This window comes from Caulobacter sp. 05L422, from assembly GCF_056397765.1.
In genome coordinates, this window is record NZ_JBFTOB010000006.1 from 1 (window position 1) to 26257 (window position 26257).

Genomic DNA, 26257 nt, shown 5'->3' on the forward strand with positions numbered 1-26257 from the left:
CACGCGCTTTGTCCCCGTTCGACGCCGACGGCGGGCGGGGCCTGCAACGCCAGGCTCCCCGGACACGCTGAAGTAACCCCCTCCAGCCCAGTCCCGCTCGATCGCCCCCCGCCGCCGCATCGGTCGCTGGCCATGCGCCCTTTCCCTGCGACGAGGTGGGTCAAGGATACGGGTGGTTTGGAGGGTGAGGATAAACTCGGGTCGAGAAAGTTCAGGGCGTTGAAATTGCTGAACTCTGATCGCTGAGCGCCGAGCGTATACGCAGGCCGGGCCCCCGCTCACCTGTGCTCTTTGCGTCGCATACCCGACAAAAGCGCCGGAAAGCGCCGCAGGACGGGAACGGTTTGCGGCGTCGCCCGTACATCCCCCCATGTCGCGGGCAAGAATCCTTATCGTCGAAGACGAATACTTGGTCGCCGCTGATCTCGAGGCGGCGCTGGAAGAGCGTGGCTATACATCGGTGGGCATCGCGCCGGACCTGGATGCGGCGCTGCGTCTGGCTGCGGAGAAGCCTGACTTGGCCCTGGTCGACATCCACCTGCGCGACGGTCAGACCGGCCCGCTGATCGCCGAGCGCCTGGCGCGCGATTACGGCATCGCGGTGCTGTTCGTGACGGCCAATCCGCGCATGGCGCTGGCGGCCACGGCGCCTGGCCTCATCGGCGTGTTGAACAAGCCCTGCCACGAAGAGGTCGTCGCGGCCGCAGCGGCCTATGCCCTGGGCGCCGTCAAGGGCGCGCCCCTGCCCTCGCCTCCCGTCGGCCTGACCCTTCTCGAGGGCGCCACCCCGCTCTAGAGCCTTTTCAGGCGAAGCGGACACCGGCTCGAGCCTCGACCTGATGCAATCAGGTCGGGAAATGCTCCAGGTCGCGGCTGAGGCGCTTTATCAGCACCTTGATCTCCAGGCGCAGCCCGTCGCGGCTCCAGTCGCGCTGGATCACCCCGCCCAACTGCTGCTCCACGCTCATCTCGGCCAGTCGCGTGCCGAAGCCGATCCGGCCCGGCGGACCGTCGATGGCGGGCCCGCCGCTCTCGCGCCAGGCGATGCGGATTTCGGGGTCCTGACGCGTGATCTCGATCTCGATCCGCCCGTCGGCCGTCAACAAGGCGCCGTACTTGGCCGCGTTGGTCGCCAGTTCGTGGAATACCAGGGCGATCGGGGTCGCGCCCCGGTCGTCGACATCGACATCGTCGCCGCTGATCGCGATGCGACCCTCGGTGAAGGCGGGATAGGGACTGCAGATCTCGCTCAGCAGGCCCTTCAGCGTCGACCCGCCCAAGGCGGGCCGGGACTCTTCGCTATGGGGTCGAGCGAATTCGTGGGCGCGACCCAGGGCGGCGATCCGCTCCTGAAGGCCCTTGGCGAAGGTCCGCACCGAGGGATCCTGGCGGCTCGACAGGCCGATCAGACCGGAAACGACCGCGAAGATGTTCTTGATCCGGTGGCTGAGTTCGCGGCTGAGCAGCTCGTTCTGTTCGGCGGCCTGCTTGGCGTCGTGGATGTCGGTGCAGGTGCCGATCCAGCGCGAAATGGCGCCGTTGTCGTCGTAGACCGGCAGGGCGCGGCCCAGCGTCCAGCGGTATTCGCCCGACCGATGGCGCAGCCGATACTCGATCTCGTAGGGCTCGCCGGTCTCCAGGCTGCGGCGCCACCGCGCCCAGGCGCGATCTTGGTCGTCCGGGTGGAACATGCCGTTCCAGCCTTCGCCGTCGGTCGAGCCGTCGGGAACGCCGGTGAACTCGTACCAACGGGCGTTGTAATAGTCGTGGAAACCGTCGGCCCGCGTCGACCACACCATCTGCGGCATGGCGTCGGTGAGCACCTGCAGTTGGGCCCTGCTCTGGCTCAGAGCCTCGGCGTCGCTCGGCGCATCCAGCCACGGCGCGCGCATGACTTCCTCGCCCGCGCCGGCCGGGTTGGCGGTCGCCATGGTGTCGCTCTGCTTCAAAAACTCACCTTTCAGACCGCCCATTGCCCCTGCGTGGCGACACATCTCGGGCATGAGGCTCTCGGACGCCACAACAAAGCTGAGCTGGATCGATAAGGTTCCCGACGTTATCGGCGATAACGCTGTTGGGGACATCGCCCGAAAGCGTCGCCTATTCCCCCAGCCACGCCGCCAGCTTCTTCAGGCTTTCCTTCGAGCCTTCCGCATTGTCGGCCGGCTTCAATCCGGGCGGCAGGTTCTCCGACAGCATGGTCACCCGCGTGCCGCCCGGCGCGGGCTCCAGCGACACGGTGATGGTCATCTCGCCTTTCAGCGACGGATCGTCGGTGTCGAACAGCACCGCCCAGACCACTTGGCGGCCCGGCTTGATGGCCGCGAAGCGCACGCGGGTGCGGTCCTCGCGTTCGGCGGTCTTGCCGACGGCTTCGGTCTCGCCCTCCGGATAGTAGAGCGACATCTCGAACCCGCCGCCCACCCGGCCGTCGAAGGCGTGCATCTGGCCGGTCATGTCGCCGGGCGGCAGCCATTGGACCAGGACCTTGGGGTCCATCAGGGCGTCCCAGACGGCGTCGGGCGCGGCGGGGATCAGGCGGCTGGCGTGGGTGGTGGGTGCGGGCATGGGCGAACCTTATACCCTCTCCCATGGGGAGAGGGAGGGACCCAAGCGAAGCTTGGGAGGGTGAGGGGGTAAAACGCCGGACGGCGCGCCGGCAGGGCGTTCGGCGTGAAACCGGACACGGCGTCACCCCTCACCCTCCCACGCCTTCGGCGCGGGCCCCTCCCTCTCCCCTCCGGGAGAGCGTTTCAGGTCAGGGCGCCCTGGCCTTCATCGCGCCACCGCATCCGGTAGGCCATCATCGCCGTCTTCCCCAGGTGCGCCGTCAGCCGCCAGTTGACCACGGCCCCGACCGGCGCGCCGACCACGGGCAGCATCTGGGCCAGCTTGGCCAGGTCGATGTGGTCGCGATACTGCTGCTGGAACGAGCGCCAGTCGAAGTCCTTCAGGTCGGCGGGGTGCGGGCGCGTGTCCCAGTCGTCCATGGCCTCCAGCACCTTGATGCGATGCTCCACGTCCGAGAAGGCCAGCTCGAAGATGTGCAGGATATAGAGCCGCTCGCTCAGCACGCTCCCGTCATGGCCGTAGAGGGCGGCGATCTCGAACAGCAGCTTCAGCTTGAAGCTCATCAGCAGCGGGAAGTCGGCCGCCGCCAGCAGGAACCCGCCCGCCCCGGCCACCCCGCCCTCGGCCCCGGCGGCGGTCTTCCAGCCCTGGATGGCGGTGGCGACCTTGGCCTCGCGCTGCTCCAGGCTGGCGTTCTGGAGCGGAGACGCCGTGGCGAAGTCCGCCCCGGTCAGTATCGCCCGGGTCATGCCCTCCATGGCGGCGGTGATCGCGGCGTGGACCTTCTCGGGAATGATCGTGTTGATCTTCCGCTGGACGGCGCGCGAGGCCTTGCCGAGGGGCCCGGCGGGCTTGGTGATGCGGGCGCGCCAGGCGGCGAGATCTTGAGAGGTGGTCATGAAATCATTTTTGAGCGCGGGAGCCCTGAACTCGATCATCAGTTGTGCATAGCCTCAAGGTTCTGCAAACTCCACGCGACATACAAGCGAGCAAATCGCAGATCCCCGGGGGGAACAATGACCATATTCGAGCTTGTCAAAATAGCACTGGATGAACTCTATGCTGAAGGTAAATCGGAATATGGAGATAAGCTGGACGAAGTTATAATTGAAAGAATTAAGTATCTATCAAAAAGTTACACAGATCTCTGCGACACAAATCGGAATCCGGTGGATTATAAAGACCCTGCCACGCGATTTGCGTATGTTTATAAATATGTTGCCGCGCACGGGGACTATATTGTGCAGGTGATGAATAAGTTTTCGGATAAATTTGGCCCTATATTTTCCTCAGAGACTGCCAGAATTTCGTGTATCGGCGGAGGACCCGGGAGCGATATTATCGCGACGCTTAAATATCTTTCCGAGCACGGGGAAGAGCCAGTCAAGAAGGTCATCTGCTATTTGCTCGACAGAGAGCAAGCGTGGGCTGACACATGGACTGAACTAGATGAATCTCTCGACACAAAGGTGAAGTTGAATGCAAACTTTCAACCACTGGACGTAACAGATACAGAATCCTGGCAATCACAGAAGAAGTTTCTTCAAGCCGACTTATTCACGATGAGCTATTTTGTATCTGAAGTTATGTCGCTTGATAAAGATCATACTGTTACAGAATTTTGGCTTCAGCTGTTTCAGCATGCCAAGCCAGGGGCATTGTTTCTGTACATAGACAATGGGCATGACGATTTCAATAAATACATAGATAAAATATCTGCAGCTGCCGGCCTTGAGATTTTGCAGGGATCAGACAATGCCAGCTACACCCCTAGTTTCAAAGAGCAGAAATCCGAGCTTGATGTTTATAGCAAGAAATTCTCACATAATCCAAAATTGAAATCAACTCTGAGCGTCAGGATAATGCGGAAGCCGTAAAATGGCCGACTTATTTTCAAATGATGCGGAATTTGAAACTTTGCCGCTTCAGGGGGCTGAGGTCCTCATGTTTCGAAATCTACCTCTTAATGCTGGAAGTCCCGAATTCCTGCTTCATTTAATTATGAAGGAGACGACTTGGAAGCAAGAGCATGTCTCGGTTTGGGGCAAGCGGCACCTGCAGCCTCGCCTGATCGCTTGGTACGGCGACGCCGGAAAGGGGTACTCTTATGCCGGAATATCATTAAGTCCTGAGCCTTGGACCCCAACGTTACTTTCGATAAAAACTCAAATAGAAGAATTTTCCAAATCTTCATTTAACAGTGTTTTACTCAATCTTTACAGAAATAACAACGACAGTATGGGGTTTCATAGCGACGATGAACCTGAGTTGGGGGCTAGACCCACGATCGCGTCTCTTAGCTTAGGGGCAACTCGGGTTTTTTCTATGAAGCCGAAGCATGATGACCATTCTGGATCTACCAAGATCACTTTGGAATCTGGAAGCTTGTTGGTGATGAAGGGGGATACGCAAAAAAACTGGAAACACGGGATTGCGAAAGAGTCGAAGCCTTGTGGACCAAGGCTGAATCTAACTTTCCGCCGGATAGTCGGATAGCTCATACGCCCATCCACACCTCCCCGCCTCTCATCCCCAGCCAAGCCGCCCCGCGCCCTCGCCCTCCCCCGCGACGCGGCCTATATCTCCGGATACCGAGTAACCACGTCCGGACGCCGCCTTGCCCCGTCAGTTCCGACTGCCGCTGACCGCTCCGCCCTGTTGGGACCGGGAGTCGTTCGCGTCGTCGCCGACCAATCTGGAGGCGCTGGAGAGCCTGGACGCCTGGCCGGCCTGGCCCGATGGACGGCTGGCCCTGGTCGGGCCGGCGGGCACGGGCAAGACGCACTTGGCGCGCGACTGGGCGGCGCGGACCGGGGCCGTGACGATCGAGGCGGCTTCCAAAGGTAATGCATCCCTCGACCTGGCCTCGCTGCGCGGCCGACCGCTGCTGGTCGAGGACGCCGACCGCCGGTCCGAAGGCGACCTGGTCGACGACGAGACCCTGTTCCACCTGATCAACATGGCCGGGGTCGACGGCGGCAGCCTGCTGCTGACCGGCCGCCTGGCCCCCGTGGCCTGGGAGGCGGCGGTGCCCGACCTGCGCTCGCGGCTCAACGCCCTGACCGTGGCGCGGATCGACGAGCCCGACGACGTGGTGCTGCAGGCGGTGCTGCGGCGCGGCTTCGAGGCCGCGGGCATCCGCCCGGCGGTGGACCTCTATGCCTATCTGATGGCGCGGTTGCCTCGGTCGGCGCCGGCGGCCCTGGCGGCGGTGGCGGCCCTGGACGAGGCGTCCATCGAGCAGGGGCGCGAGGTGAACAAGGCGCTGGCCTTGGCGGTGCTGGATTTCGGCGGGGATCCGGAAGACGACGAGGACTGAGGCGGCTAGCACTTGCCCCCTACGGACCGCTTCGCGGTCGTCTTCCCCCATAGGGGGAAGAGGTGCTTCGGCGCCGGCGCGTGTCCTCCGCCCCCTCGCCGCGACAGGCGACGAAGTCGCCAGGTGGGGGCAAGTGGGTGAGCCTCAAACCTTTGGGAACTTCTCTCAGGCAAAGCTTGCGTCGCCGAAGTGTCCGGGGGCGTTTGTCTTGCTCCTGTCACTCCCCTCGGTCACTCTGTACCCGGTAGACCGGAGCTTTCCATGACCGACGCCGCCACCGCCCTCGACCTGCCCGCCGCGCCCTCGCCGGCCGCGCCGGACCTGGCGGGCCTGCGGCTGGACGAGGAGCTGGCGGGCTCGCCCGAGCGGTTCTTCAACCGCGAGACCTCGTGGCTGGCCTTCAATGTGCGGGTGCTGGAAGAGAGCGCCAATCCGCGCCACCCGCTGCTGGAGCGGCTGCGGTTCCTGTCGATCTCGGCCAACAACCTCGACGAATTCTACATGGTCCGCGTGGCCGGCCTGAAGGGCCAGGTGCGCGAGGGCGTGCGGGTGGTCAGCCAGGACGGGCTGACGCCGGGCGAGCAGCTGGCGCGGATCAACGCCTCGGCCGCCGAGCTGATGGCCGAGCAGCAGCGGATCTGGAGCGGCGTGCGGGCCGAGCTGTGGGGCGAGGGCCTCAAGCTGCTGGACGCCAAGGACATCGTCGGCCCCGACCGCGAGCGGGCCGAGGAGCTGTTCCTGACCCGGATGTTCCCGGTGCTGACGCCCCTGGCGATCGATCCGGCCCACCCGTTCCCGTTCATCCCGAACCTGGGCTTCTGCCTGGCGCTGAAGCTGCGGCGGATCGCCGACGACAAGCACCTCTACGCCCTGGTGCCGGTGCCCAGCCAGGTGCAGCGGTTCTGGGAGCTGAGCCAGGCGCCGGCCAAGAGCACGCGCAAGCGCGAGCGGCGGATCGTGGCGCTGGAAAGCTTCATCATCCTGTTCCTCGACCACCTGTTCCCCGGCTACGAAGTCGAGGGCCGCGGCCTGTTCCGCCTGATCCGCGACAGCGACCTGGAGATCGAGGAAGAGGCCGAGGACCTGGTGCGCGAGTTCGAGGCGCGGCTGAAGAAGCGTCGCCTGGGCCGCGTGGTTCGGGTCAAGATCCAGACCACCATGCCGGAAGACCTGCGCAACTTCATCATCGAGGGCCTGCGCGCCCAGCCCGAGGACGTGATCCTGGTCGACGGCAAGCTGGGCCTGGCCCAGATGGCCGAGCTGATCCCGCCGGACCGTCCGGACCTGAAGTTCAAGCCCTACAACGCCCGCTTCCCCGAGCGCGTGCGCGACCACGGCGGCGACTGCTTCGCGGCGATCCGCGAGAAGGACATCCTGGTCCACCACCCGTTCGAGAGCTTCGACGTGGTGGTGCAGTTCATCCGCCAGGCGGCCCGCGATCCCAACGTGGTGGCGATCAAGCAGACCCTGTACCGGACGTCCAAGGACAGCCCGATCGTCGCGGCCCTGATCGAGGCGGCCGACAACGGCAAGAACGTCACGGCCCTGATCGAGATCAAGGCGCGGTTCGACGAAGAAAACAATCTGAAGTGGGCTCGAGACCTGGAGCGCGCCGGCGTCCACGTGGTGTTCGGCTTCGTCGACTGGAAGACCCACGCCAAGCTGTCGGTGGTGGTGCGGCGCGAGGGCGAGGCCCTGCGCACCTACTGCCACTTCGGCACCGGTAATTATCACCCGCAGACGGCCCGGGTTTACACCGACCTGTCGCTGTTCACCTGCGACCCGGCCATGGGGCGCGACGCGGGCAAGCTGTTCAACTTCATCACCGGCTACGCCCAGCCGCACGGGCTGGAGAAGCTCAGCTTCTCGCCCGAGACGCTGAAGCCGGACCTGCTGACCCTGATCGCGGCCGAGGCCCGCAACGCCCGCGAGGGCAAGCCGGCGGCGATCTGGGCCAAGATGAACGCCGTGGTCGACCCGCAGATCATCGACGCCCTCTACAGCGCCAGCCAGGACGGCGTGCAGATCGACCTGGTCGTGCGCGGCATCTGCTGCCTGCGCCCGGGCATCAAGGGGCTGTCGGAGAACATCCGGGTCAAGAGCATCGTGGGACGGTTCCTGGAGCACGCCCGCGTGGTGGCCTTCGCCTGCGGCGGTCCGATGCCCAGCGCCCAGACCCGGGTCTTCATCAGCTCGGCCGACTGGATGCCGCGCAACCTGGACCGCCGGGTCGAGACCCTGGTCCCGGTCGAGAACCCCACCGTGCATCAGCAGGTTCTGAACCAGATCATGGTCGCCAACCTCAACGACGAGGCCCAGAGCTGGAACCTGGACCCCGAGGGCCACTACGCCCGCGACCCGGCCTGGGACCGCAAGGGCGCCTTCTCGGCCCACGAGTACTTCATGACCAATCCCAGCCTGTCGGGCCGGGGCCACAAGGTGAAGGACCTGCCGCAGGCGTTCGACCACGTCGGACCGCGCAAGCGGGGCTAGAGGCGCGGGTGCGGCCTTTCCTCGTCGTCCTCGCGGCGCTGGGCCTGACCGCCTGCGGGCCGCGCCCGGCCGAGCAGGCGCAGATCTGCGCGATCTTCGCCCTGCCCGGCGTTCCCGGCGACACCGATGTCGGCGACGCGGGCGACCTGGCCTGGGCCAAGGTCCACGAACGCGCGCTGTTCAAGTCGGGCGTGATCTACGGCCCGGGCTGGCAGGTGATGGGTCACGGACGCTCGTGGGGCCATTGCCGGGTCCGGCCCAAGCCGATCGAGCACCTGCTGGTCAGCCCCGACGGCGCCTACGCCATGACCAAGGGCGGGCGCCGGGCGAACGGCCATCCCGTCAGCTTCGGCTCCTGCTACTACGAGAAGGGCCCGGCGGGCTGGCGGCTGCGCGCCTGCCGGCGAACGCTCAACGATCCGGCGCCTTTGGTCGGCTTGAAGCGTTGACCTGTGGAGCTTGAAAGCTTTTTACCCGTCCCGCCTTCCCCTCCCCGCCCAATGCGCTAAACCACCCCCATGCCTTTTGCGGCGCCGCGCGACGCGGCCGTTATCGATATCGGCTCCAACTCGGTCCGCCTCGTGGTGTACCGACTGGAAGGCCGCGCCATCTGGACTGTCTTCAACGAGAAGGTCCTGGCGGGGCTCGGTCGTGACCTGGGAGACGGCGGCAAGCTGAACCCCGAGGGCGTGGCCCAGACCCTGGCGGCGCTCAAGCGCTTCCGCGCCGTGCTGGAGGCCGTCAAGCCGGCCGAGACCTTCATCGCCGCCACCGCCGCCGTGCGCGAAGCCAAGGACGGCGCCGACTTCGTCCGCCAGATCCAGGTCGAGACCGGGTTTCCCACCCGTGTGCTGTCGGGCGAGGAAGAGGCGCGCTACGCGGCCCTGGGCGTGCTGGCGGGCGCGCCCGACGCCACCGGCGTGGTCGGCGACCTGGGCGGCGCCAGCCTGGAGCTGATCCGACTGGAGGCCACCGGCGCGGGGCTGGGCGTCACCCTGCCGCTGGGCCCGTTCAGCCTGGGCCTGTCGGACGGCTTCGACCTGGAGAAGGTGCGGCGGCTGTGCGCCCAGCGCCTGGCTCCCGTGGCCGAGGCCTTCAAGACCGACGTCTTCCACGCGGTCGGCGGCGCCTGGCGCAACCTGGCCCTGCTGCACATGCGCCTGACCGGCTATCCGCTGCACGTGGTCCACCAGTACAGCATCAGCCGCGCCGAGGCCCTGGACGCCGCCCGCCTGGTCGCCCACCAGTCGAAAAGCTCGCTCGAGCGCATCGAGGGCATGAGCAAGAAGCGGTCGGAAACCCTGCCCTACGCCGCCGTGGTGTTGGAGCAGCTGATCGAGAGCCTGGACTTCAAGCGCATCGAGATCTCGGCCTACGGCGTGCGCGAGGGCCTGCTGTTCGAGGCCATGCCGCCCGGCGTGCGGCGGCTGGACCCGTTGATCGAGGGCTGCGCCTCGCTGGGCGCCAGGCAAGGCGTGGCCGACGAGCTGGGCGCGGCGCTCGACACCTGGCTGGCCCCGGCCTTCGCCCAGCTGCCGCCCTGTTTCGGCGAGCGCGACGGCGTCCTGGCCTCGGCCGCCTGCCGACTGGCCGACCTGGGCGCGCGCCTGCACCCCGATCATCGCGCCGACCTGGTGTTCGAGCAGGTGCTGCGCGCCCCGATCGCCGGCCAGACCCATCCCGAGCGCGCCTTCCTGGCCGCCGCCGCCTTCGCCCGCCACGCCACGGCCTTCGATCCTCCGGAGATCGACGTGCTGGAGCGCCTGCTCTCGCCCGCCCGCCTCCGGCGCGCCCGGGCCGTGGGCGCGGCCATCCGCCTGGGCTGCGACCTGTCGGGCCGCAGCGCCCCGCTTCTGGCCCGATCGCGCCTGACCATCGACAAGGGCGACCTGCTGCTGACCGCCGAGCCGGGCTATGCCGACCTGCTTCTGGGCGAGCAGACCGCCAAGCGGGCGGGCGCCTTGGCCTCGATTTTAGGCTTGAAGCTCAAAATTACAGCACTGTGAAATCTTAGGGTGGGTGCGCCCTGAGGTTGCGGCCCTGGCGTCGCAACGCCAAATTTCTGCGCCCGCGCGATTGCACATATCGAATAACGAGCAATTCCACGCCCTGACGTTGAGGGTTGGTAAGTGCCGATATGTGTCTAAAAAACAACGTTACGTTTCAGTAATGCAATGATTGTTGACCGAACGTCCCATCCGTCAGTAGCCCTTCTGCAACCGCACTCAGAAAACCTGAGTCGCTGGCCGCCATAGCGCCGTCAAAAGGCGCCTGAAACATTGGGGGTTACCACCTTGCAAACTAAACCCATGCGCGCGCGCCTCATGGCGTCGACGATGATTTGCGGCGCCGCCTTCGCCGTCCTCGGTGCTGGCCAGGCCATCGCCCAGACCGCACCCCAGGCCGCGCCGGCTCCCGAAGACACCCAGGTCGAAGAGATTGTCGTCACCGGCTCGCTGTTCCGCCGCACCGACACCGAGACGCCCTCGCCGGTCACCGTGATGACCTCGGAGAACCTGCAGCGCGCCGGCCTGACCACGGCCACCGACGCCATCCGCTCGGTTTCGGCCGACGGCGCCGGTTCGATCGGCACCGGCTTCCAGAGCGGCTTCAGCGCCGGCGGTTCGGCCGTTTCGCTGCGCGGCCTGGGCGTCTCCTCGACCCTGGTCCTGATCGACGGCCTGCGCTCGGCCAACTTCCCGATCAACGACGACGGCCACAACGCCTATGTCGACCTCAACAGCATCCCGTTCAGCCTGATCGAACGCATCGAAGTGCTGAAGGACGGCGCCTCGTCGACCTACGGCGCCGACGCCATCGGCGGGGTCGTCAACCTGATCCTCAGGCAGCAGTTCGAAGGCGTTTCCGGCAGCGCCGAAGTCGGCCAGAGCCAGGAGCGCGACGCGCGCCACAAGGCGTTCGACCTAACCCTGGGCTATGGCGACTACGCCGAGAAGGGCTGGAACGTCTATATCAACGGCGAGTACCAGAAGGACGGGCGGGTCACCAACCACAGCCGCGGCTTCCCCTACAACAACCAGGACCTGACCTCGATCGGCGGCCTGGACAACAACACCGCCGACAGCACCCTGACGACCGCCACCCCCACGGCCGTCGTCGTGCGCACCACCCAGAGCGACCTGAACAACCCGCTGACAGGCGGCGTGATCCCATTCGCCGACGGGACCTATATCGACTCCACGGGGGCGACCCAGCCGTACAGCAACTACTCCTCGCTAGGTTTGGGCACGTGCCTGGCCGGGACCTACACCGTCACCGGCGGTGGCGCCCGCGGCACGGGCTGCAAATACAATCTGGTCGATCTCTACAACCAGATCGCCCCGAAGCAGGAGCGCTACTCGGTCAATGGCCGCCTGAGCTTCCGGTTCAACGAGAACGTCGAGGGCTACCTGACGGGCAGCTTCTCGCACGACATGGTCAGCATCAAGAACCAGCCGCGCGCCCTGCGAGCCACCCAGCCGTTCGGCGGTTCGGCGAGCCTGGCCTCGACCAATCCCGGCATCGTGCTGCCGGTCTGGATCTGCACCTCGGGCGTCAACTGCGCCGACCCGGCCGCGGCCGGCCGTCGCCTGAACCCGAACAACCCCTACGCCACGGCCTTCGCCGGCAATCCGTCGCAAGGCGCCGCGCGGATCTACTACCTGTTCGGCGACATCCCGGCCGGCAGCGACCGCACCAACGAGGTCTTCCGCGGCACGGCCGGCCTGAAGGGCAGCATCGACGGCGACTGGAACTGGCGCGTCGAAGCCGTCGGCGCCAAGGACGAGCTGGAAATCGAGCAGTTCGGCTTCCTGAACATCGCCAACCTGCTGAACGCGATCAACACCGGCAGCTACGACTTCGTGAACCCGGGCAACAACAGCGCCCAGGTCCGCAACTTCATCTCGCCCACCGTGACCACGCCGTCGCACTCGACGATGTATTCGCTGGACGCCTCGATCACCAAGAAGCTCTGGACCCTGCCCGGCGGCGACATGCAGCTGGCCGTCGGCGCCCAGATCCGCAAGGAAGAGCTGGTCAACAACAACCAGAACGCCAAGCTGGACACCTATACGCTGACCACCTCCTCGGCGTTCGGCAAGCACACCGTCTCGGCCGGATATTTCGAAATCCTGGCTCCGGTGCTCGACCAGCTCGAGATCAACGCCTCGGGCCGGTACGACCACTATTCGGAAGGCTTCAGCCACTTCTCCCCGAAGGTCGGCGTCAAGTACACGCCGATGCGCCAACTGGCCTTCCGCGGCACCTACTCCCAGGGCTTCCGCGCCCCGACCTTCGCCGAATCCGGCGCCCGGTCGCAGTACGCGGGCTTCTCGACCTTCACCCCGCCGACCTCCTTCCAGAACGCCCACGGCGGCACGGTGGCGGGCGGCAACACCAACCCGTACGCCCAGGCCTATTCGCTGGGCGGCGGTTATGTCGGCAATCCGGACCTCAAGCCGGAAACCTCGCGCAGCTTCACGGCGGGCGTGATCGTTCAGCCCACCCCGTGGCTGAGCATGACGGTCGACTACTACGACGTGAAGAAGTCGGACCTGATCGTCGCCGGTCCGGCGCTCGGCGCGGCGCGCACCGCCTACTACACCAAGACCAATGTCACCGACGCGTGCGCCGCGGTCGCGGCCGTGGGCCCGGGCTATTCGTGCAACCTGGTCGACGGAATCGACCCGCTGTTCCCGACGGCCCTGCCCCGCGTGCTGATCATCAACGCGCCGTTCGTCAACGCCGACTACTCCAAGACCTCGGGCGTGGACTTCTCGGCCACGGCCAGGGCCGACCTGCCCTACGACGCCAAGCTGACCAGCCGCCTGGAAGTCACCCACGTGCTGAAATATGACCTGCACACCGCCACGGGCGTGCAGAAGTACGCCGGTACGCTGGGCCCGTACCAACTGTCCTCGGGCAACGGTACGCCGGACTGGCGGGGCAACTGGCAGAACACGGTCGAGTGGGGCCGCTACAGCCTGTCGGCCACCGCCTACTATGTCGGCAAGATCAAGTCGGTCGCCGCGGACCAGCGGGCCGACGTCAGCTGCGCCACCGGCAATCAGTACTATCCGGGGACGTCCGCCGCGAACCAGGAGATCGGCAACCGCTTCTGCTACATCAAGAAGTTCGTGAACGTCGATGTGAACGGCACGGCCCAGATCACGGACGCGGTTCAGGTCTACGGCAACATCGGCAACGTCTTCGACAAGGAGGCCCCGGTCGCGCCGGGCGCCTATGCCAGCGCCCCGAACTACCTGACGACCTTCCACTATCCCGGCCTGATCGGCCGGACCTTCAAGGTCGGCGTGCGCTTCACCTACTAGGCGCCGCATCCAGACGAAGAGACGGGGCCGGTTCCGAGAGGAGCCGGCCCTTTCTCTTTGGGCGTTTCGGCGCCCCGCGACATGCCGCCACACAGAACCTTGCTCGACGAGCACGGTTTGTTATCCACAGGCGTCGCAAGCTCCACCACATCAAAGGGGAGCACATCCATGCAGAAGCAGCGGATCGCCGAAGTCGAACACGTCGAAGACCACATCGTCGCCTTTCCCGCGCCCCGCGCGCGGCCTGAACTGAGACTCGCCAACGAAAACGACGTGTCGGTCGTCGGTCCTGCCCGCCGCCTGCAGAGCGACCTGGCCTACGCCTTCGCGGTCGACGCCGGTTGGTCGGTCAAGCGCACGGTCATCGTCGGCTGCGTGTTCCACGCCGTGATCCTGGGCTCCCTGGCCCTGGCGGCCAGCAACCTGATCCCGCACATCGCCCGCTAAGGAAGCGGAACGCCCTGTCGTCGAACGACGTTACGCAGGCGCGCAACCTTTACCGTTTCAACACGCGCGCATGCAATCTGGGGACATGGGCAGGGGGATAGACATCTTGAACGGCATGCCGGCGGGTCGCCGCGCGGTGCGCAGTCTGCTGATCCTGGGGGCGATCGTCGTGACGATCGTCGTCCTGGGCGGCTGCGCCCTGCTGGCTTTCGCCGCCGTGGCCGTCGACCGGCTGCAGGCGCGCGAAGAGCACGTCGTCGTCGAGCAGACGCTGGAACGATCCCTGGACCGGCTCGACAGCGACGTGGCCGCCGCGGCGGTCTGGGACCAGGCCTTCGAGACCATCCGTCCAGGCGTCGACCTGGCGTGGATGGACGGCGAGATGGGCTCCTACTACGCCAACAACCGCGGCGACGATCTGTCCGTCGTGCTGGATTCCGGCAACCGCCCTTTCTACGCCTGGGTCGACCAGGCCCGCGCGACGCCGCAAAGCCAGGCGAAGATGGTCGCCGCCGCCGCGCCCCTGATCGCCGAAGTCCGCCGCCAGGAAATCGCGGCGGCCAGGCTTCCCAAACCGACCGATCCGAACATCGCCACGGTCGCCGAAACCGCTCACGGCGTCGTCCGGGTGGACGGGCGGATCTATCTGGTCGCCCTTTCGACGATCACGCCGGAAAAGGCCGCGAGGCCGCGCGGCGAGAGTCCGGCGATGATCGTGATCTGCGCGCAGTTGGCCGACCGACACCTGCTGCCCGCCCTGGCCAGCGAGATGCGCATTCGCGGACCTCGCCTGCTGGCGGACCGTCCCGCCGACGGCGTGGCCGTCGCCCTGCGCGGCGCGGACGGCAAGACGCTGAGCTGGCTGGCCTGGTCGCCCAAGCAGCCGGGCCTGGACGCCGTTCGCCAGGCCGCGCCGCTGGTCCTGCCGGGCGTCCTGCTGCTGCTCGTCGCCGGCCTGGCCCTGGCGCTGCGCATCCGCCGGGTGCTGCGCGAACTGGACGCCTCGGAAGCCGGTCAGAAGGCGGCCCTGGTCGAGGTGCTCGAGGCCCGCGACCGCGCCCAGAGCGCCAACCTCGCCAAGTCGCAGTTCCTGGCCAATATGAGCCACGAAATCCGCACGCCCCTGAACGGCGTGCTGGGCATGGCCCAGGTGATGGAGCAGAGCGGCCTGGGCTCGCCGCATCGCGAGCACCTGAAGATCATCCGCGACAGCGGCGAGACCCTGCTGGCCATCCTCAACGACGTGCTGGACCTGTCGAAGATCGAGTCCGGCCGTTTCGAGCTCGACGACCACGTGTTCGACCTGGCCCAGACCGTGGCCGCCGCCTGCCGGCCCTTCGCCCTGCTGGCCCACCAGAAGGACGTCCAGTTCGTCACCGAGATCGCGCCCGACGCCCATGGGGCGTGGTGCGGCGACAGCGTGCGCCTGCGTCAGGTGCTGTCGAACCTGGCCTCCAACGCCGTGAAGTTCACCCCCGACGGCCGGATCCGGCTGAGCGTGGAGGCGACGCCCGAGGGACTGACCTTCACCCTGACCGACACCGGCATCGGCATCGCCCCCGAACACATCGCCAGCCTGTTCGAGAAGTTCGTCCAGGCCGACAGCTCGACCACCCGCAGGTTCGGCGGCACCGGCCTGGGCCTGGCGATCTCGCGCGAGCTGGTCGAGCGGATGGGCGGGACCCTGCGGATGGACAGCGCCCCGGGCAAGGGCTCGACCTTCGTCTTCCGCCTGCCGTTCGTGCGGGCCGACGCCGCCGACTATCTGGATCCCGAGCCTGGCGAGGGCGACATCCGCTCGCTGCGCATCCTGGCGGCCGAGGACAACGCCACCAACCAGTTCATCCTGCGCGCCCTGCTCGAGCCGGCCGGCGTCGACCTGCACACCGTGGCCAACGGCCGCGAGGCGGTGGACGCCTTCCACGCCGACGACTTCGACCTGATCCTGATGGACGTGCAGATGCCGGTGATGAACGGCATCGAGGCCACCCGGGCGATCCGCGAGCGCGAGACCGAACACCGCCTCTCGCCGACCCCGATCTTGGCCCTGTCGGCCAATGTCATGAGCCACCAGGTGGCCGAGTACACCCTGGCCGGCATGGACGGCGTCGTGGCCAAGCCCGTGGACGCCGGCAAGCTGATCGAGGCGATCGCCGCGGTGATGGAACGCGGGGCCGCCCAGGCGGTCTAGACCGCCTGCCCCTCCAGGGCTCGGGCCAGCGCCGCGTGCAGTCCGACGACCTCGAACGGCTTCTCGACGCAATCGGTCATGCCCGCCGCCGCGCAAGCCTCACGCTCGGCCGGCGAAACGCCGGCGGTGACCGCGATCACCGGCGTGACCGTGTTCGGACCCTGGGCGCGCAGGCGACGCGTGGCGTCCAGCCCGTCCAGTCCCGGCATGTTGACGTCCATCAGGATCACGTCGAAGCGCCGCGCGCTGGCGATCGTCAGGGCCGCCTCGCCATCGGCGGCGGTCTCGACCCGCAGCCCGAGCGCGCGCAGGATCTGGTCGAGAACCCGGCGATTGACCTCGTGGTCGTCGACCACCAGGGCCGTCGGAGCTCCGGTGAAGGCCTGGGGCGCAGTCGCCTGGGGCGTGGGCTCGGTCGGCGCGACGCCTTCCGGGGCCGGCAGGCTCAGAACGAAGCGCGCGCCGCCGCCGGCCGGAGCCTGGGCGATCAGGTCGCCGCCCATCAGCTGGGCCAGGTCGCGGCTGATCGACAGGCCCAACCCCGTGCCGCCAAAGGTCCGCGCGGTGTCGGCGCCCAGCTGGTCATAGGCGGTGAACAGGCGCGACAACTGCTCGGCGGTGAGACCCGGCCCCGTGTCGCTGACCGCCACGCTCAGCAGCCAGGCCTCGCCCTGGCGATGGGCCTCGACGGCGATCTCGACCCGGCCCTCGGCAGTGAACTTGATGGCGTTGGACAGCAGGTTGTTGAGGATCTGGCGGATGCGGACGGGATCGCCGCGCAGCCAGGCCGGCAGATCACGGCCGCCCGTCATCTTCAGCGACAGGCCCTTGGCCTTGGCGCCCGCCCGCCAGAACCGCACGGTGTCGCTGACCAGGGCCTTGGGATCGAAATCCAGGACCTCGACGCTCATGCGGCCGGCCTCGATCTTGGAATGGTCGAGCAGGTCGTTGAGCAGGCTTCGCATCATGGCTCCGGCGTCGGCGATCAGGGCGCCCTTGTCCTGGGTCCGGGCGTCGGCGGTGTCTCGCGCGAGATCAGCGGCCCCGCTGAGGATCGCGCCCAGCGGCGTGCGCAGTTCGTGGCTGACCATGGCGATGAAGGCCGACTTGGCCGCCGTCTGGGCCTCGGCGATCCTACGCGCGGCGCGTTCGGCCGCGAAGGTGCGGTGCGACCAGGCGAACACCAGACCCAGCACCAGGGTGAACAGCCCCACGCCGACGATATAGTACGGCGCCATCCGGTCCTGCGCCGTGTCGCTGACGAACGGCAGGACGAACATGTAGGCCATGTGCGGCGTCACCGCCGCCACGAAGGCCGCCACGCAGCCCTCAGCGCCCATCAGGGCGGTCAGCACCGAACCGGTGGCCAGCACCACGGCGGCGGCGGACGCAATGGGCGTTCCGATCGCCCACATCGGTACGACCACCCAACCGAATACGACGGCCAGGAGGACGTCGGCGGCGATGGCGTACGCCACGGCGCGACCGGGCGCGGGCCGTTTCAGGAAGTCCCTGAGCGCGGCGTATTCGACGAGCTGGGCCACCAAGCTGGCGACGCCCCAGGGGATCAGGAAGGCGAAGGTGGACCGCCACCCCAGCATCGCGCAGAGCACGACGATGATGAAAACGCGCAGCGGAATCTGGCGCTGATGGGAAACCGCCGCGGGCCTATAGGCTTCGGCCAAGCTGTCCCATGTCACACGCACACCAAAGTCCCCCGACCGAGCTGACGCCGGACGCTGGAGGACCGCGATCCTCCCGCGCCCTTAGTCCGGCTTGGGCGCGCGGCGCACTTCCACCACACGAACACGGGTCCCGTCCAGCACTAGAGCCAGTTCGCCGCGCTTGATCTTCAGGGCGTCCGAACCGAACGCCTCCAGACGCCAGCCCTGCAGGGCCGGGGTGTCGGCCTCGTCGTTGGCGGCGATCTTTTCCAGGTCCGAGACCGTGGCGATCAGCTTGGAGGCCACGCCGGCCTCCTCGGCGCGGGCCTTGAGCAGCACCTTCAGCAGTTCGACGACCGCGCCGGCCGAGGCGGGCGGCGGCGGGCCGGACTTTTCGAGCACCGGGGCGTAGCCCTCGGGATCGGCCAGGGCGGCCTTGATCGCGGCCAGCAGGTCGGGACCGAACTTGGAGCCGCCGAAGCCCTTGGGCACGCTGCGCAGGGTGTTGAGCCCGTCCAGCGAGGTCGGGGCCTGGGTGGCCAGCTCGTCGATGGCCTCGTCCTTCAGGATGCGGCCGCGCGGCTGGTCGCGGGTCTGGGCGGTGCGCTCGCGCCAGGCGGCCACGGCCTTGAACACCGCCAGGTACTTGGCGGCGGTCTTGCGCGGACGCAGGCGGCGCCAGGCCTTCTCCGGATCGACGTCGTAGGCCGCCGGATCGTTGAGCGCCTTCATCTCCTCTTCCACCCAGGCCAGGCGTCCGGCCTTTTCGAGGCGGTCGCGCAGGATGGGGAACAGGGTCGCCAGGTGAGTGACGTCGGCGACGGCGTAGGTCAGCTGGGCGTCGCTCAGCGGGCGACGGGCCCAGTCGGTGAAGCGGCTGGACTTGTCCAGTTCGATCTTCAGCATCTGGCGGACCAGGGCGTCGTAGGCGATCTGCTCGCCGAACCCGGCGGCCATGCCGGCCACCTGGGTGTCGAACAAGGGCGTCGGCATGGCGTTGAGATTGTTGAAAATCTCGACGTCCTGGCGAGCGGCGTGGAACACCTTCAGGATCGAGGGATCGCGCAGGACCTCGAGCAGCGGCTCAAGGTCGATGCCATCGGCCAGCGGGTCGATACAGGCTTCGGTGTCCGGCGAGGCCACCTGGATCAAGCACAGCTTGGGCCAGTAGGTGGTTTCGCGCATGAACTCGGTGTCCACGGCGATGAAGGGCTGTCCCTTCAACTCATTACAGAACGCCGCCAGCTCAGCGGTAGTGGTGATCGTCGTCATCGGCTGCTAATAGCCTCGCGCACCCCCGAGTCTGCAAGCACAAGCTTGAGGTGTGCGGCAAGTTTCCTTTCAAAAACGGCCCGTTGGGCCGTCTTCGAGCCAGAGCGAACGCATGAGCGACCCCCAAAACGGCCTTACCTACGCCCAGGCCGGCGTCGATATCGATGCGGGCAACGCCCTGGTCGAGGCGATCAAGCCCCTGGCCAAGGCCACCCGCCGCCCCGGCGCGGACGGCGGCCTTGGCGGCTTCGGCGCCCTGTTCGACCTGAAGGCGGCCGGTTACGACGACCCGCTGCTGGTCTCCACCACCGACGGCGTCGGCACCAAGCTGCGCATCGCCATCGACGCCAAGATGCACGCCACGGTCGGCATCGACCTGGTGGCCATGTGCGTCAACGACCTGCTGGCCCAAGGCGCCGAGCCGCTGCTGTTCCTCGACTACTTCGCCACCGGCAAGCTGGACCTCGAGGTCGCCAAGAGCGTGGTCGCCGGCATCGCCGACGGCTGCAAGCTGGCCGGCGCGGCCCTGGTGGGCGGCGAGACGGCCGAAATGCCGGGCATGTACAGTGACGGTGAGTACGACCTGGCCGGCTTCTCGGTCGGCGCGGTCGAGCGCGACGGCGTGCTGCCCAAGCTGGACAAGCAGCGGGCCGGCGACGTGATCATCGGCATCGGCTCGTCGGGCCCGCACTCCAACGGCTATTCGCTGGTGCGCCGCGTGGTCGAGCGCTCGGGCCTGGCCTGGGACGCCCCCTGCCCGTTCGAGGACGGCAAGACCCTGGCCGAGGCCCTGATGGCCCCGACCCGCATCTATGTGAAATCGATCCTGCCCCTGCTGCAGTCGGGCCGGGTCAAGGGCGGCGCCCACATCACCGGCGGCGGCCTGATCGAGAACCCGCCGCGCTGCATCGCGCAGGGCCTGGTCCCCGAGTTCGACTGGAACGCCTGGCCCCTGCCCCCGGTCTTCGACTGGTTGCAGCGCGAAGGCGGCATCACCGACCACGAGCTGCGCCGCACGTTCAACTGCGGCGTCGGCTTCATCCTGGTGGTCGCGGCATCCGACGCCGAGCCGGTGCTGGCCGCCCTGCTGAACGCCGACGAAGATGCGTTTATCTGCGGGCAATTGGTTCAAGCCTAGCGCCTTCCTTCTCCCCTTGCGGGAGAAGGTGGCCTGCGAAGCAGGTCGGATGAGGGGTCGTACCGCCGTTCGCGGCTGACCTTGCCTTCGACCCCTCATCCGTCGGCCTTCGACCGACACCTTCTCCCGCAAGGGGAGAAGGATTGGGAAGCGATATGACCCAACGCACCAAGGTCGCCGTCCTCATCTCCGGCCGGGGCTCCAACATGGAGGCCCTGGTCCGGGCCGCCCAGGACCCCGCCTGCCCGTTCGAGATCGCCCTGGTGCTGTCGAACAAGCCCGAGGCCGGAGGCCTGGTCACCGCCGCGGCCGCCGGGATCGAGGCCCTGGCCGTCGACCAGAAGCCCTTCGGCAAGGACCGCGAGGCGCATGAACGGGCCATCGACGCCGCCCTGCGCGAGCGCGGGATCCAGGTCGTGGCCCTGGCCGGATACATGCGCATCCTGACGCCGTTCCTGGTCGAGGCCTGGGAAGGCCGGATGCTGAACATCCATCCGTCCCTGCTGCCCGCCTATCCGGGCCTGGACACCCACGGCCGGGCCCTGAGCGCCGGCGAGGTCGAGGCCGGCTGCACCGTCCACCTGGTGACCGCCGGCGTCGACGAAGGCCCGGTCCTGGGCCAGGCCCGCGTGCCGATCCTGCCCGGCGACACCGAGCACATGCTGAGCGACCGCGTGCTGGAGCAGGAGCACAAGCTCTATCCGGCGACCTTGGCCGAGTTCGTTCGGAGCCTCTAGCCGGCGCCAGCCCGCCGCTCGGCCCAGGCGCTGCTCGCCGCCAGGACCGCCAGCAGGCCCGCCGGCGCCCATAGGGCTGAAGTCCCCATCCTGAGATAGGCCGCCGCGCCCAGCGCGCCGCCGAGGCTGAGGCCCGCCCACAGCAGGACATAGGGACCCCAGGCCCAACGATCGCCGCCGCTCAACGCCGCGGCGATGCGCTGCCCGGCCTTGACCAGGGCCCCGGTCATGTAGGTCAGGCCAACCCCCACGTCGCCGTTGCGCTGGAACACCGCGTTCTCCGCGCCCATGGCCAGAACCATCGCCGCCGCCCCGGCCACGTCGAAACCCGTCGCGAAGAGGCCGGCGCTCGCGGTCAGCAGCGCCGCCTCCAGGGCCAGGATGGCTGACCGCCTGTCCTCGCCGACCCGTCGGGCGACCAGCGCGCCCAGGACGACGCCGACGACGAACAGGCCGATCAGCGCCAGGGCGGTCCGCGCCGTCGTCCAATGCCCCATCGCCAGACCGACCCCCAGCCGGGTGGAGTTGCCGCTCATGAACGAGACGAAGAAGCCGCCGAGCTGGAGAAAGCCGATGGCGTCGACATAGCCGGCGATCGCCGACAATCCGGCGGCCAGCACCACCTCGCGTCGGCGATAGTCCTTCATGGGCGCCCCTCGATGGTCTTCGTCCGATCGTCGCCGATCCCCACGCGGCCTGTCATGGAAAATCAGCGACCACCCTTCTCGTGGGGTCTCGGCGAACCGAAACGCCCTCGACTTGCACCAGGGCGAACTTCGGTGCGTTGCGACGCCGGGAAAAGCGGCTGTGGCTGCGTCCCTGGGCGGCGCCTCGCGACAAGCCGTCAAATCGACGCCGCCCTAAATTGACGCACGGTCTGTTGCGGATCTGACTGGCAGTGCTCTCGCGGGAGAGATCGGGCCCCGGCCCGGCGCTGAAGGCGAAACCGCCCCGGAAACGCTCAAGCAGAAGGACCGCGACGGCCTCGAAACGCTGGAAAGCAGGGCGCGTCTGCGTGCGTCCTCGCCGAAGGAGCAAGGCGCCCTCGTCGATCGGACGAGGCGCTGAATCTCTCAGGCGCCAAGGACAGCGGGGGTGCGGAAGGCGAGCCACGTCGGTTCGCCACGACCCTCGCGTGGACCTTCATGACCTGATCCTCAAATCGGATATCGTCATTTCGAACGTATAGACGTTTTGCGTGATAGTTTCCGTAACTATCGCGCCGCAACTATTTGCATCTACAATCTAGCAAATGATCGATGGTCATAATTTATACATGAATGTGCCAATTTTGACCGTGCATTTATATTCGCAACTCGGACAGTCTTTCTAAGTTTACTGCGATAGGCAGACCATCGAGCTTGGCCTCAGTCAAAAGATTGGGGATAATCATGACGAACACGCGTCTTTCACCGGCCTCGCGCCATTTCCGGGCCTTGCTGCTGGCCGCCTCGGTGCTCGGAGGCGCGACGCCCGCCCTGGCCCAGGAAGCCGACAAGAGCTCGACCGTCGACGAACTGGTGGTCACCGGGGCCCGGGTGTCGGAGGCCAGCGTCGCCATCGGCACCGACCACGCCACCGCCACGGTCTCGATCACCCGCGAGGCCCTGCTGTCGGCCCCGGCCGGCGTGACCGGCCTGAAGATGCTGGAGAGCCTTCCCGGCTTCAACGTCCAGGCCAACGACGCCCTGGGCATGTACGAGTTCGGCAATTCGGTCTCGGTGCGGGCCTTCAACTTCCAGCAGATCGGCTTCCTGCTGGACAACATCCCGATGGGCCGCAGCGACCAGTTCGGCGGCAGCCCGATCTACCGCTACGTCGACAACGAGAACCTGCTGCGCGTGACCGCCTCGTCGGGGGCCGGCGACGTCTCGCTGCCCAGCTATGCGTCGCTGGGGCCCATCGTCGACTACTTCACCCAGAAGCCGTCCGACGAATTCGGCGGCGCGGCCAGCGGCACCCTGGGCAGCGACGCCCTCAAGCGGGGCTTCCTGCGCCTGGAGACCGGCAAGATCGGTCCGGTTTCGGCCTATGTCAGCGGTTCGTGGATCAAGGGCGACCTGTGGCGCGGCCCGGGCACGATCGACCGCAAGCACTATGAGGGAAAGCTGCGCTACGAGCTGCCGACCGGCGGCGACATCACCTTCCAGACCGTCCACAACGACTATTTCGACTACGACAGCCCCTCGATCACCAAGCTGCAGTACGGCGGCCGGGCCGGCGACGTGTTCGGGCGATCGGGCCGCGACTTCGCCTATATCGGCTATGTGCCGCCGTCGGGCGCGCCGGGCACCGCGGCGTCGTCCTCGAACCTCCCGCGCACCCTGATCAACGGCGTGGAGGGCCCGACCTATTCCAACGCCAACTACGCCCAGTACTACAAGTTCGCGGTCAACAAGCGGAAGGACCACCTCTACGGCCTGACGATCGACACCCCGATCACCGAAACCCTGAGCGTGGTCGCCACCGGCTATTACGAGGACAAGGGCGGCTACGGCGTGTCGCCCGAGGCCTACGCCACCTCGCTGACCAGCTACAACAACGAGCGCCTGATCGTGCCGGGCCTGACCGCGCCCAAGGGCATCCAGTACGGGCTGTCGGGCGTGGACGGCACGCGCAAGGGCGTGACCGGCAAGCTGGCGTGGGAAGTGGGCTTCAACACGCTGGAGGTCGGCCTGTGGCTCGAGGACGACGACTATCACCGCACCCAGGCGCGCTACAACGTGGAGAACGGCAATCCGGACGGCGCGCCGCTGCTGAACGAGCCGGTCCACCTGCAGCGCAACTACACCTCGACCCGCCAGACCACCCAGTACTTCGTCAAGGACACCCTGAGCCTGATCGACGACCGGCTGAAGATCGAGCTGGGCTTCAAGGGTACGGACATCGACTACGAGATCAGCGGTTACCGCAATCCGGCCGACTACATCAACAAGCGCCAGCCGACCCTGAAGGACAACTGGAAGGACGGCTTCCTGCCGCAGGTCGGCCTGGTCTACAACGTCAACGGCCGCGACCAGGTGTTCTCGTCCTATTCGGAGAACATGGCCCTGCCCCGCGGCGCCGACGACGTGTTCTCGGCCGCCAGCCCGCTGGTGGCCGGCCCCGATCCCGAAACCGCCAAGAACCTGGAACTGGGCTATCGCGCCAACCGCGCGACGTTCAACGCCTCGTTCGTGGTCTACAGCACCAAGTTCGAGAACCGCCTGCAGTCCTTCGCGGCCGAGGTGCCCGGCAGCGGCGGCCAGACCGAGACCTTCTTCCAGAACGTCGGCGCGGTGAAGGCCTACGGGGCCGAGTTCAGCGGCCAGTGGAAGCCGGACCTGCTGGGCGGCAAGGTCTATTTCAACACCAACCTGTCGTACAACAAGTCCAAGTTCCAGGACGACATCCCCAACTACTTCGCCACCGTTCAGCCGGCGACAGGCACGCGCACCCTGTATCTGGACGGCAAGATCGTGCCCGACTTCCCCACCTGGGTGATGCAGGCCGGGGTGACGGTCGAGCCCTTCGACGGTTTCGTGTTCAACTTCTCGGGCCGCCGGATCACCGACCGCTACACCAACTTCGACAATTCCGAGGAGGTGGGCGAGTACACGATCTTCAACGCCTATCTGGACCTCGGCGACGGCTTCGGAGCCGGCCCGTTCAAGCAGATCAAGACCCGGGTCAATGTCGATAACATCTTCGACAAGGACTATCTGGGCACGATCGGGACCACGGTGAACACCGCGGCCACCTTCCGGCCCGGCTCGCATCGGACGATCCAGTTCACCCTCTCCGCCGACTTCTAGGTCCACGATCCGGCCGGTCTCTCGCGAGGCCGGCCGGACAGTTTTCGAGTGCTCGCATGACCCGCTTTCCGCTGTTGGCCGCCGTCTCGGCCCTGGCCGTCCTTGCCTCTTCCTCGCTTTCCTCGCCGGCTTGGGCCGCCGAGACCGCCGCCTCGGTCCGCAAGATCCACGAGGGCCTGCTGACCCTCGACACCCACCTGGACACCCCGGCCAATTTCGGCCGCCCCGGCTGGGACATCCTGGACCGCCACGACGCGGCCAAGGACGGCTCGCAGATCGACTATCCGCGCATGGTCGAGGGCGGGCTGGATGGCGGCTTCTTCGCCATCTACACGCCCCAGGGGCCGCGCACGCCCGAGGCCACCCGCGCCGCCCGCGACGGGGCCCTGATCCGCGGCGTCGAGATCCGCGAGATGGTCGCCAAGCACGGCGACAAGTTCGGCCTGGCGCTGAAGGCCGACGACGCCGCCAAGATCGCCGCCCAGGGCAAGCGCGTGGTCTTCATGAGCGTCGAGAACAGCTATCCGATGGACGGCGACATCACCTTGCTGTCCAGCTTCTACGCCCTGGGCGTGCGCATCTCGGGCTTGGCGCACTTCAAGAACAACGACATGGCCGACAGCGCCACCGACAAGCCCGAGTGGAACGGCCTGTCGCCGCTCGGAAAGTCGTTCGTGGCCGAGGCCAACCGGCTGGGCGTGGTGCTGGACGGCTCGCACTCGTCCGACGCGGTGCTGGACCAGCTGATCGCCCTGTCCAAGACCCCGGTGATCCTGACGCATTCGGGCTGCAAGGCGGTGTTCGACCACCCGCGCAACGTCGACGACGCCCGCATCAAGGCCCTGGCCGACAGCGGCGGGGTGATCCAGGTCGACGCCTATTCCAGCTATCTGATCGACACGCCCAAGAATCCCGACCGCGAAGCCGCCATGGCCGCCCTGATGGCCAAGGTCGGGGCCCGCAACAAGATGACCGAGGAGCAGCGCGCCGCCTTCATGGCCGAGCGCAACGCCATCGACGCCAAGTGGCCGGTGACCAAGGCGACCTTCCAGGACTTCATGAACCACCTCAACCACGCCCTGAAGGTGGCCGGGGTCGACCACGTCGGCATCGGCATCGACTTCGACGGCGGCGGCGGGGTCACCGGCCTGAACGACGCCTCGGACTACTGGAAGATCTCCCAGGCCCTGCTGGCCGAAGGCTACACCCGGGCCGACCTGGAGAAGATCTGGAGCGGCAACGTCCTGCGCCTGCTGCGCGCGGCCGAGGCGGCGAAGGCGCCGGCGGGGTGACCCGCC

General features: G+C 67.0%; 20 protein-coding genes, 1 pseudogene and 1 riboswitch. Of the genes and pseudogenes, 15 read left to right on the forward strand and 6 right to left on the reverse strand.

What is annotated here, in order from left to right; all coding sequences use genetic code 11:
• Positions 1 to 71: 71 nt before the first annotated feature.
• A pseudogene (locus AC1DMQ_RS07410) lies at positions 72 to 160 on the forward strand (hypothetical protein); the annotation flags it as partial.
• A gap of 210 nt (positions 161 to 370) precedes the next feature.
• Complete coding sequence (locus AC1DMQ_RS07415; protein ID WP_477032911.1) at positions 371 to 796, forward strand: response regulator; 426 nt, start codon at positions 371 to 373, stop codon at positions 794 to 796.
• Between the two features lie 49 nt (positions 797 to 845).
• Here AC1DMQ_RS07415 and AC1DMQ_RS07420 read toward each other — a convergent pair whose 3' ends face one another.
• The 3 genes from AC1DMQ_RS07420 to AC1DMQ_RS07430 form a co-directional block, all read right to left on the reverse strand.
• Positions 846 to 1931, reverse strand: coding sequence for a PAS domain-containing protein (locus tag AC1DMQ_RS07420; protein ID WP_477032912.1), 1086 nt, complete (start codon positions 1929 to 1931; stop codon positions 846 to 848).
• Positions 1932 to 2100: 169 nt separating this feature from the next.
• Positions 2101 to 2568: an SRPBCC domain-containing protein gene (locus AC1DMQ_RS07425; RefSeq protein WP_477032913.1), complete on the reverse strand. Its 468-nt coding sequence runs from the start codon at positions 2566 to 2568 to the stop codon at positions 2101 to 2103.
• Between the two features lie 185 nt (positions 2569 to 2753).
• The gene (locus AC1DMQ_RS07430) at positions 2754 to 3470 is read right to left on the reverse strand and encodes an EcsC family protein (RefSeq protein ID WP_477032914.1); all 717 of its coding nucleotides are present in this window, start codon (positions 3468 to 3470) and stop codon (positions 2754 to 2756) included.
• 117 nt (positions 3471 to 3587) lie between these two features.
• Here AC1DMQ_RS07430 and AC1DMQ_RS07435 point away from each other — a divergent pair, with 117 nt between their 5' ends.
• From AC1DMQ_RS07435 to AC1DMQ_RS07475, 9 genes are all read left to right on the forward strand, one after another.
• On the forward strand, positions 3588 to 4448 hold the full coding sequence (locus AC1DMQ_RS07435) for a hypothetical protein (RefSeq protein ID WP_477032915.1): 861 nt from the start codon (positions 3588 to 3590) through the stop codon (positions 4446 to 4448).
• Position 4449: 1 nt separating this feature from the next.
• Complete coding sequence (locus AC1DMQ_RS07440; protein ID WP_477032916.1) at positions 4450 to 5067, forward strand: alpha-ketoglutarate-dependent dioxygenase AlkB family protein; 618 nt, start codon at positions 4450 to 4452, stop codon at positions 5065 to 5067.
• Positions 5068 to 5188: 121 nt separating this feature from the next.
• Positions 5189 to 5890 (forward strand): DnaA regulatory inactivator HdaA, encoded by a 702-nt coding sequence (hdaA, locus tag AC1DMQ_RS07445; protein ID WP_477032917.1) that lies wholly within the window; start codon positions 5189 to 5191, stop codon positions 5888 to 5890.
• Positions 5891 to 6151: 261 nt separating this feature from the next.
• The gene (locus AC1DMQ_RS07450; RefSeq protein WP_477032918.1) at positions 6152 to 8383 is read left to right on the forward strand and encodes an RNA degradosome polyphosphate kinase; all 2232 of its coding nucleotides are present in this window, start codon (positions 6152 to 6154) and stop codon (positions 8381 to 8383) included.
• Positions 8384 to 8391: 8 nt separating this feature from the next.
• Positions 8392 to 8832 (forward strand): hypothetical protein, encoded by a 441-nt coding sequence (locus AC1DMQ_RS07455; protein WP_477032919.1) that lies wholly within the window; start codon positions 8392 to 8394, stop codon positions 8830 to 8832.
• Between the two features lie 69 nt (positions 8833 to 8901).
• Positions 8902 to 10389 (forward strand): Ppx/GppA phosphatase family protein, encoded by a 1488-nt coding sequence (locus AC1DMQ_RS07460; protein WP_477032920.1) that lies wholly within the window; start codon positions 8902 to 8904, stop codon positions 10387 to 10389.
• 318 nt (positions 10390 to 10707) lie between these two features.
• The gene (locus tag AC1DMQ_RS07465) at positions 10708 to 13716 is read left to right on the forward strand and encodes a TonB-dependent receptor plug domain-containing protein (protein WP_477032921.1); all 3009 of its coding nucleotides are present in this window, start codon (positions 10708 to 10710) and stop codon (positions 13714 to 13716) included.
• Between the two features lie 168 nt (positions 13717 to 13884).
• Positions 13885 to 14163, forward strand: coding sequence for a hypothetical protein (locus AC1DMQ_RS07470; protein WP_477032922.1), 279 nt, complete (start codon positions 13885 to 13887; stop codon positions 14161 to 14163).
• 115 nt (positions 14164 to 14278) lie between these two features.
• On the forward strand, positions 14279 to 16354 hold the full coding sequence (locus AC1DMQ_RS07475) for a hybrid sensor histidine kinase/response regulator (protein ID WP_477033080.1): 2076 nt from the start codon (positions 14279 to 14281) through the stop codon (positions 16352 to 16354).
• On the opposite strand, the gene AC1DMQ_RS07480 is transcribed toward AC1DMQ_RS07475, so the two are convergent.
• Positions 16351 to 18039, reverse strand: coding sequence for a response regulator (locus AC1DMQ_RS07480; RefSeq protein ID WP_477032923.1), 1689 nt, complete (start codon positions 18037 to 18039; stop codon positions 16351 to 16353). The genes AC1DMQ_RS07475 and AC1DMQ_RS07480 overlap by 4 nt on opposite strands.
• Positions 18040 to 18120: 81 nt before the next feature.
• On the reverse strand, positions 18121 to 19290 hold the full coding sequence (rnd, locus tag AC1DMQ_RS07485) for a ribonuclease D (RefSeq protein ID WP_477032924.1): 1170 nt from the start codon (positions 19288 to 19290) through the stop codon (positions 18121 to 18123).
• Positions 19291 to 19402: 112 nt separating this feature from the next.
• Between rnd and purM the strand changes: the two genes are divergently transcribed.
• Together purM and purN are read left to right on the forward strand one after the other, a co-directional pair.
• Positions 19403 to 20428, forward strand: coding sequence for a phosphoribosylformylglycinamidine cyclo-ligase (gene purM / locus AC1DMQ_RS07490; protein WP_477032925.1), 1026 nt, complete (start codon positions 19403 to 19405; stop codon positions 20426 to 20428).
• Between the two features lie 155 nt (positions 20429 to 20583).
• A complete protein-coding gene (purN, locus tag AC1DMQ_RS07495) occupies positions 20584 to 21165 on the forward strand; it encodes a phosphoribosylglycinamide formyltransferase (protein ID WP_477032926.1) in 582 nt (193 codons plus the stop codon).
• On the opposite strand, the gene AC1DMQ_RS07500 is transcribed toward purN, so the two are convergent.
• Positions 21162 to 21812 carry a YoaK family protein gene (locus AC1DMQ_RS07500; protein WP_477032927.1) on the reverse strand — a complete coding sequence of 217 codons (651 nt, stop codon included), beginning with the start codon at positions 21810 to 21812 and terminating at the stop codon, positions 21162 to 21164. The two genes, purN and AC1DMQ_RS07500, sit on opposite strands and share 4 nt — an antisense overlap.
• A 250-nt stretch (positions 21813 to 22062) precedes the next feature.
• Positions 22063 to 22152: riboswitch (glycine riboswitch) on the forward strand.
• Positions 22153 to 22544: 392 nt separating this feature from the next.
• Here AC1DMQ_RS07500 and AC1DMQ_RS07505 point away from each other — a divergent pair.
• Both AC1DMQ_RS07505 and AC1DMQ_RS07510 read left to right on the forward strand, forming a co-directional pair.
• Positions 22545 to 24959, forward strand: coding sequence for a TonB-dependent receptor (locus AC1DMQ_RS07505; protein ID WP_477032928.1), 2415 nt, complete (start codon positions 22545 to 22547; stop codon positions 24957 to 24959).
• Positions 24960 to 25015: 56 nt separating this feature from the next.
• Positions 25016 to 26251, forward strand: coding sequence for a dipeptidase (locus tag AC1DMQ_RS07510; protein WP_477032929.1), 1236 nt, complete (start codon positions 25016 to 25018; stop codon positions 26249 to 26251).
• Positions 26252 to 26257 lie beyond the last annotated feature (6 nt).

Excerpts from the sequence above, each read along its gene's own strand:
- AC1DMQ_RS07435 (WP_477032915.1), top strand. The coding sequence starts at position 3,588 with ATGACCATATTCGAGCTTGTCAAAATAGCACTGGATGAACTCTATGCT.
- rnd (WP_477032924.1), bottom strand. The coding sequence starts at position 19,290 with ATGACGACGATCACCACTACCGCTGAGCTGGCGGCGTTCTGTAATGAG.
- AC1DMQ_RS07430 (WP_477032914.1), bottom strand. The coding sequence starts at position 3,470 with ATGACCACCTCTCAAGATCTCGCCGCCTGGCGCGCCCGCATCACCAAG.
- AC1DMQ_RS07510 (WP_477032929.1), top strand. The coding sequence starts at position 25,016 with ATGACCCGCTTTCCGCTGTTGGCCGCCGTCTCGGCCCTGGCCGTCCTT.
- purN (WP_477032926.1), top strand. The coding sequence starts at position 20,584 with ATGACCCAACGCACCAAGGTCGCCGTCCTCATCTCCGGCCGGGGCTCC.
- AC1DMQ_RS07465 (WP_477032921.1), top strand. The coding sequence starts at position 10,708 with ATGGCGTCGACGATGATTTGCGGCGCCGCCTTCGCCGTCCTCGGTGCT.
- AC1DMQ_RS07460 (WP_477032920.1), top strand. The coding sequence starts at position 8,902 with ATGCCTTTTGCGGCGCCGCGCGACGCGGCCGTTATCGATATCGGCTCC.
- AC1DMQ_RS07415 (WP_477032911.1), top strand. The coding sequence starts at position 371 with ATGTCGCGGGCAAGAATCCTTATCGTCGAAGACGAATACTTGGTCGCC.
- purM (WP_477032925.1), top strand. The coding sequence starts at position 19,403 with ATGAGCGACCCCCAAAACGGCCTTACCTACGCCCAGGCCGGCGTCGAT.
- AC1DMQ_RS07450 (WP_477032918.1), top strand. The coding sequence starts at position 6,152 with ATGACCGACGCCGCCACCGCCCTCGACCTGCCCGCCGCGCCCTCGCCG.
- AC1DMQ_RS07425 (WP_477032913.1), bottom strand. The coding sequence starts at position 2,568 with ATGCCCGCACCCACCACCCACGCCAGCCGCCTGATCCCCGCCGCGCCC.
- AC1DMQ_RS07500 (WP_477032927.1), bottom strand. The coding sequence starts at position 21,812 with ATGAAGGACTATCGCCGACGCGAGGTGGTGCTGGCCGCCGGATTGTCG.
- AC1DMQ_RS07440 (WP_477032916.1), top strand. The coding sequence starts at position 4,450 with ATGGCCGACTTATTTTCAAATGATGCGGAATTTGAAACTTTGCCGCTT.
- AC1DMQ_RS07420 (WP_477032912.1), bottom strand. The coding sequence starts at position 1,931 with ATGGCGACCGCCAACCCGGCCGGCGCGGGCGAGGAAGTCATGCGCGCG.
- AC1DMQ_RS07475 (WP_477033080.1), top strand. The coding sequence starts at position 14,279 with ATGCCGGCGGGTCGCCGCGCGGTGCGCAGTCTGCTGATCCTGGGGGCG.
- AC1DMQ_RS07470 (WP_477032922.1), top strand. The coding sequence starts at position 13,885 with ATGCAGAAGCAGCGGATCGCCGAAGTCGAACACGTCGAAGACCACATC.